Raw genomic sequence first — 13,236 nt, 5'->3', positions numbered from 1 at the left:
CTTTCGAATCGCCAAAGGAGCCTTGTCATGGAACTGTTGAGGATTGTATGGCGTGATTACCGCTGGCCGTTTGTGGCCGTGGTGCTGCTTAGCCTGGCAAGCGCCGGGCTGGGCATTGGTGTCATCGCCTATATCAATCAACGGCTGCTGGGTACCTTCACCGACCCCTGGCGCATCCTGCCAGAGTTCCTGGGACTGATAGCGCTGTTACTGGTTATTACCCTGACATCACAGTTGGCGCTGACCACGCTGGGCCACCATTTCGTTTACCGGCTGCGGGGGCAGTTGATCAAGCGAATTCTGGATACCAATATCGAACGCGCCGAACAGATTGGCAGTGCGCGCCTGTTGGCGAGCCTCTCCACCGATGTGAGTTCAGTGACTGTTGCGTTTATACGCTTGCCGGAACTGGTACAGGGTGGGGTGCTGACGGTAGGCGCCACGCTCTACCTGGCGTGGCTTTCGCCTGCCATGCTGGGCGTCACCGCGCTCTGGGTGATCGTGACTATTTTAATTGGTATACGCTTGGTGGCCCGGGTCTATGGGCATATGGCCAAACTGCGCGAAATACAGGATCGTCTCTACGCGGATTACCAGTCGGTGATCGAGGGGCGCAAAGAGTTGGCGCTCAATCGCGACCGTGCCGAATGGTTGTATCGCGATGTCTACACCCCGAACGCAAAGGATTGTCGGCGCCATTTTATTCTTGGCGATACCTATCATCTGAGCGCGGTGAACTGGTTCAACATCATGATGCTGGGGGCGATTGGCCTAGCGTTCTTTTTGGCCAACGGCCTGGGCTGGGCATCGGTGCAGGTAGCCACGACGTTCTCACTCACGCTACTGTTTCTACGTGGGCCGCTGATGCAGGCCATTGGCGCCTTTCCGACGCTGATTAATGCCCGGGTGGCGTTCGAAAAAATCAGCAGTTTAGACCTGGCCGAGCATCGTGAGGCATTCGGTCACTCTGCGCTGCGCCACAACTGGCAGACGCTTACCCTGGAGCAGGTCAGCTATCGCTACCCGGATGAGGAGTCCCGGCCGGGCTTTGCTATCGGCCCTATCGATCTGACCTTACAGCGCGGCGAGGTGGTGTTTCTGATTGGTGGCAACGGCAGTGGTAAATCGACCCTGGCGAGGCTTCTAACCGGGCTCTATCAACCGCAAAGCGGCTGCGTACGGGTCGATGGCATGCCGCTGCGGGAAGAGGACTGGACACGCTATCGCCAACACTTCTCGGCGATTTATACCGACCTGCATCTATTTGACCGTTTGATGGGCCCCGCGGGCGAGTCACCCGACCCGGTGCTGATGGAAGAGTGGCTGGCGGCACTGGGCATGCAGAGTAAGCTCGACTTCGACGGTGATCGCATCACCAACATTAACCTCTCTCAGGGCCAGCGCAAGCGCCTGGCGATGCTGCTGGCGGTGGCTGAGCAGCGCGATCTGCTGTTGCTAGACGAGTGGGCCGCCGACCAGGATCCCCAGTTCCGGCGGGTGTTCTACCGTGAGCTGATACCGCAGCTAAGGGCGCTAGGCAAAACGCTGGTAGTGATTAGCCACGACGACCACTACTTCGACCAGGCCGACCGCCTGCTGGAAATGCGCCAGGGTCAGTTGGTCGAACTTACCGGCGAACAGCGTGAAGCGGCCAGCCGCGATGCGGTGGCGAGGGTGAATGGGTGAAAGCGAAATGGCTAACCCTCAATCAGCCGAGCCGAGGCTGGTTCTGGCTGGCTATAGACATTTTTATTACATAAGAAAAACTAATACCCCATTAGCAGGATGATTTTTAGTTATCAGTGCTCCCCGTTACCTTAGTGTCAGTTTGATCAACGCGACGCATATTCTGACACTGGGAGCTGGGCAATGTGGGAAAGTTATATCACCGGGCTGGTGGTGAGCGGCGGCATTATCATGGCGATTGGGGCGCAAAACGCCTACATCCTTGGGCTGGCTATTCGTCGTGAGTACCACTGGTGGTCGGCGGGGCTGTGTATAAGCGCGGATATTATTCTGCTCACGGCAGGCATGTTTGGGGTGAGCGCTTTTCTGCTGACGATGCCCAGCGCTATGGAAGTCATGCGCTGGGTGGGCGTGGCGTTTTTAAGCTGGCTGGCGGCCCAGGCGTTGTTTAGAGCTTTTAGCGGGCGGCAGGGGCTACGTGCCGGAGCGGGCAAATCGCGCAGCTTAACCAAAGTGATTTTCGCCACTCTTGCTGTCACTGTGCTTAACCCCCAGGTTTACCTGGATACGCTGCTGCTGATACCCGCCATTGGCGCTCAGCAGGAAAGCGCCGGTGTGTTTGTGGCGGGGGCATCTACGGCTTCCATACTGTGGTTTAGCCTGCTGGCCTGGGGCGGTGCCGCGCTTTCGCCCTGGCTCTCGAAGCCTATCGCGTGGCGCATTATCGATGGCCTGATTGGCTTGATGATGGCTGGCATCGCCGTGCATCTCGCTTTTAATACCGGCTGAAATAGCTCTCTATTACCGCGATGGTCGTATCTATACACGCATCTGTTTAGTCCTTTACTCCATGAACCAGCGGCGTGCGTTGTGGTAACAGATATCCGCAATGATCCTATCAAGCAGTTTGTCATCATTGGGTGCCAGTCCCTCAGAAACCCAACGCCCGACGATGCGGCAAAGCAGCCTTCTGAAATACTCATGCCGGGGAAAGGATAAAAAGGATCGACTGTCCGTTAACATGCCGGTGAATGTGGACAGTAACCCCATCTGAGCCAGTTGGTTCATCTGGTTTTCCATGCCGTCAAGCTGGTCATTGAACCACCATGCAGTACCTGCCTGAACTTTGCCTGCAATGCCACCGCCTTGAAAGTTACCCGCCGTGGTGACGATGATGGGGTTTTTACTGGGATCCAGCGCATAGAGAATGGTGCGCGGCAGCTCATAGGTGCTATCCATTCGATCCAGTAATTTGTTTAACGGCTCGGCGATGGGCTTATCCTGAATGGAATCAGCCCCTGAGTCGCTGCCAGCTGCGCGGAATATTTGCGTACTGTTATTGCGCAGCGGCCCTATGTGCAATTGCATCACAAGGTCTGCCCGCGCGTACGCACGGCCCAGCTCTACCAAGACGGCCATACGGAAGCTCTCTGCTTCGTTTGGCGTTAAGGCTTTGCCCTGGCGGCCTTTCTCCAGAATGGCATCAAGTTGACTACTGCTTAGTTCATCAGCTTGCCCTAGCTGTCCGATACCGTGATCGGCGGCACGGCAACCGTTGGCAATGAAGTACGCCAAACGATCCGTAAGTGCGCTGACCAGATGCTCGAAGGTGTTGATGGGCTGTCCGGTTAGGCTCTCCAGTTTTTCAATATAGGCACTGAACCCTGCGCCTTCGATGGCCAGCGCGCGATCCGGGCGAAAGGTAGGCACCATTGAAAGCCCGCCTCTGTGCGGCGAGGCAGCAAAGGCTTGGTGGTGCTCAAGGCTGTCGAGGGGATCATCGGTGGTGCCAATGAGTTCGACCTTCATCTTTTTCAACAAACCCTGGGCGTGAAAATCAGGCTGGCTCAGCTTTGCTTGGGTGGTTTGCCAGATATCTTCTGCGCTATCGCCGTTGATAAGCTTGCCCTCATCACCAAAGTAGCGCCACAGTTCGAGATGGCTCCAGTGGTGCATAGGGTTGCCAATCGTTTTAGGGAGAATCTCGGCAAACGCCTGAAACTTCTCTTTGTCTGTTGCACTGCCGGTAATGTGAGATTCAGGAACGCCTGCCCAGCGCATCACGCGCCATTTGTAGTGGTCATGGCTCAGCCATAGATCGCCTAGGTTGTCCCAACGGCGATTGTTAGCCACCTCTTCGGGTGGCAGATGGTTGTGGTAGTCAATAATAGGTAAGTCCGCTGCCACATCATGGTAGAGGCGGCGTGCTGTCTCTGTATCCAGCAAGAAATCAGCATGTAGGAAAGTACTCATAAAGCATCCTTCTCATCATGATTGTGCATGGTGATGAAACCACCCCGCTCGATGATTTGGCCGCCATAGCTCAAGGGGCGGTTTTCACCTGCGGGCAGCACAATGTTGAGCTGTGAAAACGGGAAAGGCATATCGCCAGCATGGCTGATGTGCAGTTCCAAGCCATGCTCATCGCCGCTAAGCAGCAGAGAGGTAACACAGTGCGGACCATCTTTGCTCTCGCCGTCATCGTCATAAATAAGCGAGGTGCAGGAAAACGCCCCTGACATGGGAAATAGTGCCAAGGTTCGGCCAACTTGCGCCTCCGGCGTTGCTTTCATGGCTTCATTAGCAAGCGGCAGTATTGATCCAGCCTTAACAAACAGCGGCATATCAGCCAATGAAACCGGCTTCTCGAACCAGGTTCCAGGAGCATGCAGTTGACCAGTCCAATAGTCCCACCAGCCTGTCTGGTTGTCGGGCAGATAGACGCGTCGCTTATCCGCACCTTGCTCAACCACAGACGCCACGAGTAAATCTCGGCCTAGCAGAAAATCGTCGGTGTCTGCATAAGTTTGGGCGTCATGTTCATGATCGAGAAAGGTGGGGCGCAGCATGGGTTCGTGGTGGTTTACCGCCTGCCAAAGGCAGGTATAAAAATAAGGCAACAAGCGGTAGCGGAATTGGATAGCTGTACGAATGCCGTCTGCAACGCTGGGGTGCGTCCAAGGCTCAGTCACAGAGCCATCGTTGTTCCAGCTGTGAATGGAGAACCGAGGATGAAATACGCCGTTCTGAACCCAGCGGAGTAAAAGCTCTGGTTCAGGCTGGGGGCCTGCGAACCCGCCGACATCGTGGCCAATGTTGTAGATGCCCGAAAGCGACAACCCCAGCCCCATACGGATATTCCAACGCAGGCTCTCCCAACAAGTTTTGTTGTCCCCAGTCCAGGTCTGGGCGAACTGCTGCAGGCCCGCACAGCCTGATCGCGTCACAACGTAGGGGCGCTGCTGGGGCGTGTGTTGAGACTGTGCTTCCCAAGAGGCATGAACCATCAACAGCGAGTGCAAAGGCCGGATCAGTCCTACCTCGATCGCTTCACCAAAGCCAACGCAGCGAGCGCCATGATCCCACACTTCAAATTCGTTGTTATCATTCCAGGTCGACGTAATGCCGAGGTTAAGCAGTTGCTGAGTGACGTTCTCTTTCCACCAGCTGAGCGTATCGGGATTGGTGAAGTCTAGGTGAGAGCCTTCATCGTCCCAGAAGCTTGAAAGCTCCGGCTGGTCAGATTCACTGTCTTGGATAAATAGTTTATGTTGCGCTGCTTCCTGGTAACGCGGGTGATTCTTTAACAAGCAGGGTTTGATATTGGCGATTAATCGAACGCCGGCATCATTAAATGATTTCGTCAATGCGGTGGGTTCAGGCACCTTGTCGTTATTCCAATGAAACACATAACGCTTATCTGCAATGGAGGTGTAACCCGAAGAAAGATGAAAGCTGTCGCAGGGGATCGCCTCGTTCTCCAGTTTGCGCAAAAAGCCAATGAGCTGATCCTGAGCGTTGGGTGCATCCGTATAGGCCATAGTTGACCCGGAATAGCCCAGCGACCAGCGCGGCGGAAATGCCATCCCCCCGGTTAACGCAAGCTGGCTCTTCACCAGGTTTAGAAGCTGTGGCGACCAGCGGAAATAGTAATCCAGGTCGCCATCATCGGCCGTAAAGGAACGATAAGGGGCGTGGTAGTTATCAAGCTCCTGCCCTATGTTCAACACACAAGTGTTCAATGTGTCGTAGAAGATACTAAAACTACCGGTGGACGCGGTTTGGGTAATGGTGAAAGGCAGGTGTTTATACAGCGGGTCGGTGCGCTCTGCGTCATACCCCATGGCATCCAAGCTGCGCATTTCGAAACGCCGCCCCGTCCGCTCCAGCAGCCCAGCCTTTTCGCCCAAGCCATAAACCCGCTCATCGGGGTGCCGACGTAAAAAGTGGGCGTGGGCATGGTTCTTAACGCCCAGCATATAAGCGCCCGTGGGTCTGTCTTCAGCTAAATACCTCCAGCCCTCATTCACGTAGGCTTCCCACCTAAAATGCAACGGCTGAGAGACGGTGAGCCGTAAGGCACTGGTCTCGATCTGCAGCTGGCCATCCGACCACCCAAGCTTATACTGGGGACAACTGAACCCCATCACCGAATCACGTGATCGGCCCTTTGGTAAGGTGTTGCCGTCCGGGTTTACTGTCCATGAGCGGTTAAGACGCCATACGCCTTCCTTTAGGAGGCGTACGCGGAACAATGCATTCTCTAGAATGTTGATGCGGATAATATGCCTATCGCCCACTCTCAGGTGCACGGTCGTGTCGTCGTGGTGCTCCAGGCGCCAGTTTTTTAAGGTTTTCATTGTTTATCCTTTGATTCCTGAATTCAGGATTTAACGGTGGTCATCACCTGGAACCAACTCGTTAATAACCTAAAATAAGCTGGGGCAAAAATAAGCTGATTTGTGGAACGAAGGTCACCAGTAGAACAATGGCTATCAAGGCTAAATAAAATGGCAGAATTGGTTTCATCACTTGACTAATACTCACGCCACTGATGGAGCAGCCAACAAAAAGTGCTGAGCCCACTGGCGGGGTACAAATACCGACGCAGAGATTGATCGTCATTATTATCCCAAAGTGCACAGGGTCTATACCGATATCCTGCATCACTGGCATAAGGATAGGAGTGAAGATAAGCAGTGCCGGAGTCATATCCATAAAAGTACCAATCACCAGCAGTACGACGGTAATGCACAGCAAAATGATGATCGGATTATCGGAAATACCGATCATAAAAGAAGAGATCGTTAAAGGTATGTCGCCGAACGCCATGGCGCGAGACATGGCAATTGAGCAGCCGATTAAGAATAATACGATAGACGTTGTGACGACCGAGTCGATAAAGATCTTAGGAAGATCCGTTACACCTATTTCTCTGTACCAACATAAAGACAGTAAAAGTGAATACGCAACAGCGATCGCCGAGGCTTCAGTCGCCGTAAATACGCCACTAATAATACCGCCAATCACCACAACAATAAGGCCTAAAGGCAATATCGCCCGGCGTAATGCTAATTTAACTTCAGCAAGAGAGGGTTTCTCCGCGACGGGGTAGCCCTTTCTTTTAGATATGATGCCTGCCACCACCATTAGGGATAAGCCCATGATGATGCCGGGGATATAACCTGCCAAGAAAAGCGCTGCTATCGACGTGCCACCAGTAATGAGCGAGTAAACAATGAGTGTTGTGCTGGGAGGAATCAATAGCCCCGTAGGACAAGAGGTGACGTTAACGGCTGTCGAAAAAGCAGGATCATAACCCTCCCGCTTCTGGATGGGCGCCATCACGCCCCCAACAGCTGCCGCCGAAGCTACGGCTGAGCCGGATAAGGCGCCGAACAGCATATTGGAAATGATATTGACGTGGGCAAGCGACCCGGGGAGTCTTCCAGCAAGCACTTTGGCTAAATCGATAAGGCGAAGTGCGATACCACCTCGATTCATAATGTTGCCAGCCAAAATGAAGAAGGGGATGGCTATTAACGTAAAACTATCAAGCCCCGAGGCGATTTGCTGGGCAACAATGCTGAAGGATTGATCAACGCTCATGAATAACAGGAAGGTGAGTGTCGCAGATACGCCAATCGCGAACGCAATGGGTATGCCTAAGACCATTAAAAGCGCGAACGACCCAAAAAGCACCAGGACTGTTATATTCATATTAATCTCTCTCTTGTGAGGCAGGTGCTTGTTGCGGATCGATAGTGAAGCCGCCTTCCGACTTGGGGTTAAGCCAAACCCGTCCTAAAAAGATAAAACAGTAAAAAATGATGATCAGTCCCGAGACCGGAATGGGGCCATATACATAGCCCATGGGGAGTCTCAACGTGGGGGTTATTTGGCCTGATGCCAGCGTTCGGGAGACCATTTGCCAACCGCCCCACACCATTACAAAGAAGGCAAAGCCAGCAACGATTAACAATATGAGTGTGTTGAGTAACTGACGTGAGCGGCCGTTTAAGGCAAGAGGCAATATATCAATGGCGAGGTGTCGAGCTTGACCAAAGGTATAGGCCCCGCCCAACAGTGCTAACCACATAAACAATAATCGTGCGATTTCGCTTGTGCTTGTGCTCGGTGTTCCTAATACATATCGGGATAACACCTGCCACATTACACTGGCGACGATGATCACTAATATTAAAAAGACAGCCGAGCCAAGCACATAGTCCAACGTGCGTTTCATACGGAAGACCTCTGGTTTTATTTTTGTGTATCGCCGACTAGCACCATACTCCCTAGTCATTATGCAGAGAGTCGCTGCTACCGCAAAACATGTCAACCAATTTGTCTTATTGGTTGACATGATGCGGTGGGTAAGCCATCTTTTGTCTGCTAAGAAGAAAGTTGATGCCCTCAATAGAATGGCAATCTGCTTTCATGAAAGACAACCTGGGAGAGTCAACAAATGACAATAAGAAATTTTTTGAGTCCTGCCATTATGGGGACAGCCTTAATCTCAGCGACTACTTTGGTACACGCCGATACTCTACGCCTGAATCACAACAACCCCGAGGATCATCCGACCCATGTGAGCATGCAGTATATGGGCGAACGCCTTACTGAGCTCACTAATGGAGAGCTCAACATTCGCGTGTTTGCCAACGCCCAGCTTGGCACTCAACGAGAATCCATGGAGCTGGTGCAAAACTGCATATTGGATATGGCGCGTAGTAATACGGCGGAACTTGAAGCGTTCGAGCCAATGTATAGCGCCATGAATTTACCCTTCATTTTTGAAAGCGAAGAGCATTTTGAACGGGTCATTAACGGAGATATTGGCCAAGACATACTCACTTCCTCGAAGGGCAAAGGCTTCCTGGGTGTTGCCTTCCTGACGGAAGGAGCGCGCTCTTTCTATGGTGATCGTGCGGTTTACTCACCGGAAGATCTAAGCGGTATCAACGTGCGGGTGCAACCCAGCCCCTCAGCAATACGCATGGTGGAACTGCTGGGCGGTAACCCAACCCCCATTGATTGGGGTGAGCTCTATAGCGCACTTCAGCAGGGGGTCGTCGAAATGGCGGAAAATAACCCGACAGCCCTGACTAATGCCCGGCATGGTGAAGTGGTTAGTCACTTCTCTCTTAATGAGCACACCATCATCCCTTCTGTGGTCGTTATCTCCGAGTGTGCCTGGAATAAAATGACTGAAGATCAACAGCAGGCGTTACAGCAAGCAGCCTCTGAAGCTCAGGCGTTTCATTCAGAGTCATGGAACAAAATTGCCAGGGAAGCTCTGGAAACCGCTGAGACTGAGATGGGAGTTGAGATTAATGAAGTAGATAAAGCGCCCTTTATTGAAGCGGTCATGCCTATGCACGATGAGGTGGCCAACCAATCTGCCGAGTTGGCCGACCTAATCAGCCGAATCAAGGCAGAGGCTAACTAAAACCGCTGCAGGGGAGGTGGGAGATGCTAGAGCGATCATCCTTGGCTGAGAATGCCCTAACGTCGTTACATGACGAAAAGTATGATGTGCCGTTGAATCTGCAAAATCTGAACCACTCCACAATGGTGTTCACGAAAGGCCGCACGTCTACGTCGCTTAACGGTAGTTGGAATTTTTGCGTGGATTTGCTTGATACAGGTCTGCGTCAAAAATGGTATGAAATGCAGCCGGCCGACCCTGCTGATCGCACTGAACCCTGGGACTACGACCCATTTATGGGTGAATCCATCCCGGTGCCCTCAAACTGGGCCATGCTAAAGGAGAAATGGTACTTTTTTGAGGGTAGCGCCTGGTACACCAAAAAGCTGGGTCAAGAACTAGCTAAAAAGCTGGCTAAGAAACGGGATAGCGACGCTGAATCAGACCAACGCTACATCCTTAGGGTCGGTGCGGCTCAGTACGACTGTAAAGTATTTCTTAACGGTAAATTCCTAGGCAATCACTATGGCGGCTCGACACCCTTCTACGTTGAGTTGACGGAGGACCTTGCCGAAGAAACCAATTGGCTGATGCTCTGTGTCAATAATACCCGTACGCTGGATCGCGTACCGATGCGCAATACAGACTGGTTTAATTACGGTGGCGTTTACCGCGAGGTTGAGTTATTTAGCCTACCCAAAGAGTTTATCCGCGACATGTTTATTCGCCTTTCCCAGGATGGCATGGCGATAGACGTTGATGTAGTTGTTGATGGATCCGGAATTTACCATGCCCATCTTGAGATACCTGAATTAGGCATTGCCGAAGAGATTGGTATTGAAGATGGCAAAGGCACTTGCCGAATAGCAGCAGCGCCAGAGCTTTGGTCGCCTGAAAACCCACGCCTTTACAACGTGATACTCACGGCTGGCGAGGATCGCATTACTGACAGTGTCGGATTCCGCTCTATCGTTCGCCAAGGGGTCGATATTCTTCTCAACGGTGAGCCTATCTGGCTACGCGGCATTTCTGTCCATGAGGATGATGACACTTACGGAAAGGTAACTTCCGAAGAGGACATTCGCAGACGGCTCACTCATGCGAAAGAGCTTGGGTGCAATTTTCTGCGCCTCGCGCACTACCCCCACCATGAACGGGTCGCTGAGCTTGCCGATGAGCTGGGCTTTTTACTCTGGCAGGAAATCCCCGTTTACTGGGCCATCGACTTTGATAATCACAACACGCTTAGAGACGCTAAAAATCAGCTTATTGAGTTGATTAAGCGTGACCGCAATAGAGCTAGCGTCATTATCTGGTCGATTGGAAACGAGAACCCCGATACGGATAGCCGTCTGGCTTTTATGCGCGACCTGGCTGAAACAGCACGTCTCAATGACCCCACGCGCCTAGTAGCTGCGGCGTGTCTGATTAATCATGCAAAGTTAAAAATCGAGGATCGGTTAGTCAACCATTTAGATGTTATAGGCATTAATGAATATTACGGTTGGTACGATGAAAACTTTGACGACCTATACGCCATCGGAAAAAATTCTGACCCTGATCGTCCTGTTGTCATTTCTGAAACGGGGGCGGATGGCGATAACTCATCTCAAGGCCCATCTGAAGGCCTGTTCAGCGAAAAGTATATGGCGGATGTTTACCGGCGGCAGATTGATACGCTGCAAAAGCTAGCTTATATCAAAGGCATTTCCCCCTGGATTTTATACGACTTTAGAGTCGAACGAAGACAAAATATCTTCCAGAGAGGATTCAATCGAAAAGGGCTAATCGCTGCTGATAAATCTACTAAAAAAGAAGCATTTAATGTCCTGGCTTCTTTTTACCACTCTATAAAAGATTAAAAATGGAAATGAAATCTAATGCATAAAGGTTTACGGCGTTACCAAGAGCTGGCTCGCGACCTAAAGATTTTGATTCAGCAGAAAGGGTATAAAGTCGGCGATCGTATTATGACTGAGCGTCAGATTTCAGAGGCGCTGAACGTGGGCAGATCTGCAGCACGGGAAGCCATACTGATGCTTGAAATTGAAGAGCTGGTTGAAGTGAGAAAAGGCTCTGGCATCTATTTGCTTTCCGACAGTCACTCGGTAGCACAGCCTGTGGTGGATGATATAGGACCGTTTGAACTGTTGCAGGCAAGGCAACTTTTGGAAAGCAGCATCGCCGGCTTTGCCGCGGTGTCAGTGACCAAAAACGATATTGTACGCATGCGGGAAGCGCTTGATATGGAGCGCAAGGGCATTGAAGAGAAGAATAACGACTACTCCAGTGATGAACTATTCCATCGTCTGATAGCGGAGGCGACCCAAAACAGTGTGCTGGTCGATATGGTTTCTGAACTCTGGGCGAAAAGAGACCAGAGCTTGATGTGGGCCAGACTGCATGAGCGGATATTCGATACCAACTACCGCGAAAAATGGCTAAAGGATCACCAGGATATTCTTTCTGCACTGCAGCTAAAAGATGCCGAAGGGGCGCGTAAGGCGATGTGGCTTCATTTAGAAAACGTCCGAGACACCCTGATGGAGCTTTCCGACGTGGAAGACCCGAATTTTGACGGTTATCTGTTTAACAAGAGCACTATTTAATAAGCATATATAAATAAGCATATAGGGGAGAAGGTTGATGAAACATACATGGCGCTGGTTTGGGCCGGACGATCCAATCAGCTTGTCGGATGTACGACAGGCGGGCTCGACTGGTGTTGTGACCGCTCTGCATCACTTACCGAACGGTTGTGTGTGGTCCTTGAGTGAAATCATGGAACGCAAAGCTGTTATCGAAGCTGCGGGGCTTGAGTGGTCAGTGGCAGAAAGCATTCCTATACATGAAGATATCAAGACGCATGCCGACGGTTGGGAAGCACTGGCTGATGCCTGGGCAGAAAGTGCCATTAATCTTGCCGAGACTGGCATAAAAACCATCTGTTACAACTTTATGCCGGTACTCGATTGGACCAGAACCTCCTTGCGCCATGAGTTACCCGATGGCGCCTTATGCTTAAGGTATGACGCGCTCAGTGTTGCTGTATTTGACCTCTTTATTCTCCAGCGCCCAGGCGCAGCGGCAGATTATGATGAGAAAATCCAGCAAGCCGCCCAGGCTCGCCTTGCTGAAATGAACGCAGATCAGGTTGAGGAACTCACCAATACCATTATTGCAGGCCTTCCCGGCTCTGAAGAGAGCTACAGTCTCGATAGCTTTAGAGATCGGCTCGCTGCTTATCAGGATATTAGCGCGGACGGATTGAGAAAAAATCTCGCTGCGTTTTTGTCGCGAGTCATTCCCAAGATAGCGTATACAGGTGTCCGGTTGGCTATTCATCCAGACGATCCACCGTATTCTCTATTCGGGTTGCCGCGCGTGGTCTCAACCGCTCAGGACTTGAGGGATATCGCCAATATGGTGTCGTCCCCGGTGAACGGATTTACACTCTGCACCGGATCGTTGGGCGTGCGTCGTGATAATGATGTTATTGCAATACTGCAAGAACAGGCAGATAGAGTTCACTTTTTACACTTACGAAATACTACACTGGAAGCAGATGGGGCCAGTTTTCACGAAGATGCCCATTTAGACGGCGATACCGATATGGTTCGCCTTGTCGATATCATTTTGGCTATTGAAGAAAAAAGAGGGGAGCAACTTCCCTTCCGGCCAGACCATGGCCATGCGATGTTGAGCGATTTGCGCAGTGACTTTAAGCCTGGCTACCCGGCAATCGGGCGTTTGCGCGGCATGGCCGAAATTCGTGGAGTTGAGCGTGCGCTTCGATCCAAACGGGGCGATTGAAGCAAAAAAAATCTGGAGATAAGTCG

General features: G+C 51.8%; 10 protein-coding genes. 6 read left to right on the top strand and 4 right to left on the bottom strand.

The genetic code is table 11. From position 1 onward, the window contains the following. Positions 1 to 27: 27 nt before the first annotated feature. Together QT231_RS11310 and QT231_RS11305 are read left to right on the top strand one after the other, a co-directional pair. Positions 28 to 1,686, top strand: a complete 1,659-nt coding sequence (locus QT231_RS11310; RefSeq protein ID WP_308336963.1) for a multidrug ABC transporter permease/ATP-binding protein — start codon at positions 28 to 30, stop codon at positions 1,684 to 1,686. A gap of 183 nt (positions 1,687 to 1,869) precedes the next feature. Further along, positions 1,870 to 2,475: a LysE family transporter gene (locus tag QT231_RS11305; protein WP_308336962.1), complete on the top strand. Its 606-nt coding sequence runs from the start codon at positions 1,870 to 1,872 to the stop codon at positions 2,473 to 2,475. Positions 2,476 to 2,529: 54 nt separating this feature from the next. Here QT231_RS11305 and uxaC read toward each other — a convergent pair whose 3' ends face one another. The 4 genes from uxaC to QT231_RS11285 form a co-directional block, all read right to left on the bottom strand. Beyond that, positions 2,530 to 3,939 (bottom strand): glucuronate isomerase, encoded by a 1,410-nt coding sequence (gene uxaC, locus QT231_RS11300; protein ID WP_308336961.1) that lies wholly within the window; start codon positions 3,937 to 3,939, stop codon positions 2,530 to 2,532. Beyond that, a complete protein-coding gene (locus tag QT231_RS11295; RefSeq protein ID WP_308336960.1) occupies positions 3,936 to 6,326 on the bottom strand; it encodes a TIM-barrel domain-containing protein in 2,391 nt (796 codons plus the stop codon). Before QT231_RS11295 ends, uxaC begins: the two co-directional genes overlap by 4 nt. 61 nt (positions 6,327 to 6,387) lie before the next feature. Further along, positions 6,388 to 7,686: a TRAP transporter large permease gene (locus QT231_RS11290; protein ID WP_308336959.1), complete on the bottom strand. Its 1,299-nt coding sequence runs from the start codon at positions 7,684 to 7,686 to the stop codon at positions 6,388 to 6,390. Position 7,687: 1 nt separating this feature from the next. Then, complete coding sequence (locus QT231_RS11285) at positions 7,688 to 8,212, bottom strand: TRAP transporter small permease (protein WP_308336958.1); 525 nt, start codon at positions 8,210 to 8,212, stop codon at positions 7,688 to 7,690. A gap of 222 nt (positions 8,213 to 8,434) precedes the next feature. Here QT231_RS11285 and QT231_RS11280 point away from each other — a divergent pair, with 222 nt between their 5' ends. From QT231_RS11280 to uxuA, 4 genes are read left to right on the top strand one after another with little or no spacing between them, the layout of a single operon-like run. Beyond that, positions 8,435 to 9,418 carry a TRAP transporter substrate-binding protein gene (locus QT231_RS11280; RefSeq protein ID WP_308336957.1) on the top strand — a complete coding sequence of 328 codons (984 nt, stop codon included), beginning with the start codon at positions 8,435 to 8,437 and terminating at the stop codon, positions 9,416 to 9,418. A gap of 23 nt (positions 9,419 to 9,441) precedes the next feature. Beyond that, a complete protein-coding gene (locus tag QT231_RS11275; protein ID WP_308336956.1) occupies positions 9,442 to 11,259 on the top strand; it encodes a glycoside hydrolase family 2 TIM barrel-domain containing protein in 1,818 nt (605 codons plus the stop codon). Between the two features lie 18 nt (positions 11,260 to 11,277). Next, positions 11,278 to 12,006: an FCD domain-containing protein gene (locus tag QT231_RS11270; protein WP_308336955.1), complete on the top strand. Its 729-nt coding sequence runs from the start codon at positions 11,278 to 11,280 to the stop codon at positions 12,004 to 12,006. 37 nt (positions 12,007 to 12,043) lie between these two features. After that, positions 12,044 to 13,210 carry a mannonate dehydratase gene (uxuA, locus tag QT231_RS11265; protein WP_308336954.1) on the top strand — a complete coding sequence of 389 codons (1,167 nt, stop codon included), beginning with the start codon at positions 12,044 to 12,046 and terminating at the stop codon, positions 13,208 to 13,210. Positions 13,211 to 13,236 lie beyond the last annotated feature (26 nt).

It is taken from the genome of Halomonas sp. SpR1 (assembly GCF_031010175.1).
Classification (GTDB): Bacteria; Pseudomonadota; Gammaproteobacteria; order Pseudomonadales; family Halomonadaceae; genus Vreelandella.
Note: the sequence above shows the minus strand (reverse complement) of the source record. Positions and strands in the feature narration are given on the sequence as shown.

Bases quoted from the DNA above. Each gene is read 5' to 3' on its own strand.
- QT231_RS11310 (WP_308336963.1), top strand. From the start codon at position 28: ATGGAACTGTTGAGGATTGTATGGCGTGATTACCGCTGGCCGTTTGTG.
- QT231_RS11305 (WP_308336962.1), top strand. From the start codon at position 1,870: ATGTGGGAAAGTTATATCACCGGGCTGGTGGTGAGCGGCGGCATTATC.
- uxaC (WP_308336961.1), bottom strand. From the start codon at position 3,939: ATGAGTACTTTCCTACATGCTGATTTCTTGCTGGATACAGAGACAGCA.
- QT231_RS11295 (WP_308336960.1), bottom strand. From the start codon at position 6,326: ATGAAAACCTTAAAAAACTGGCGCCTGGAGCACCACGACGACACGACC.
- QT231_RS11290 (WP_308336959.1), bottom strand. From the start codon at position 7,686: ATGAATATAACAGTCCTGGTGCTTTTTGGGTCGTTCGCGCTTTTAATG.
- QT231_RS11285 (WP_308336958.1), bottom strand. From the start codon at position 8,212: ATGAAACGCACGTTGGACTATGTGCTTGGCTCGGCTGTCTTTTTAATA.
- QT231_RS11280 (WP_308336957.1), top strand. From the start codon at position 8,435: ATGACAATAAGAAATTTTTTGAGTCCTGCCATTATGGGGACAGCCTTA.
- QT231_RS11275 (WP_308336956.1), top strand. From the start codon at position 9,442: ATGCTAGAGCGATCATCCTTGGCTGAGAATGCCCTAACGTCGTTACAT.
- QT231_RS11270 (WP_308336955.1), top strand. From the start codon at position 11,278: ATGCATAAAGGTTTACGGCGTTACCAAGAGCTGGCTCGCGACCTAAAG.
- uxuA (WP_308336954.1), top strand. From the start codon at position 12,044: ATGAAACATACATGGCGCTGGTTTGGGCCGGACGATCCAATCAGCTTG.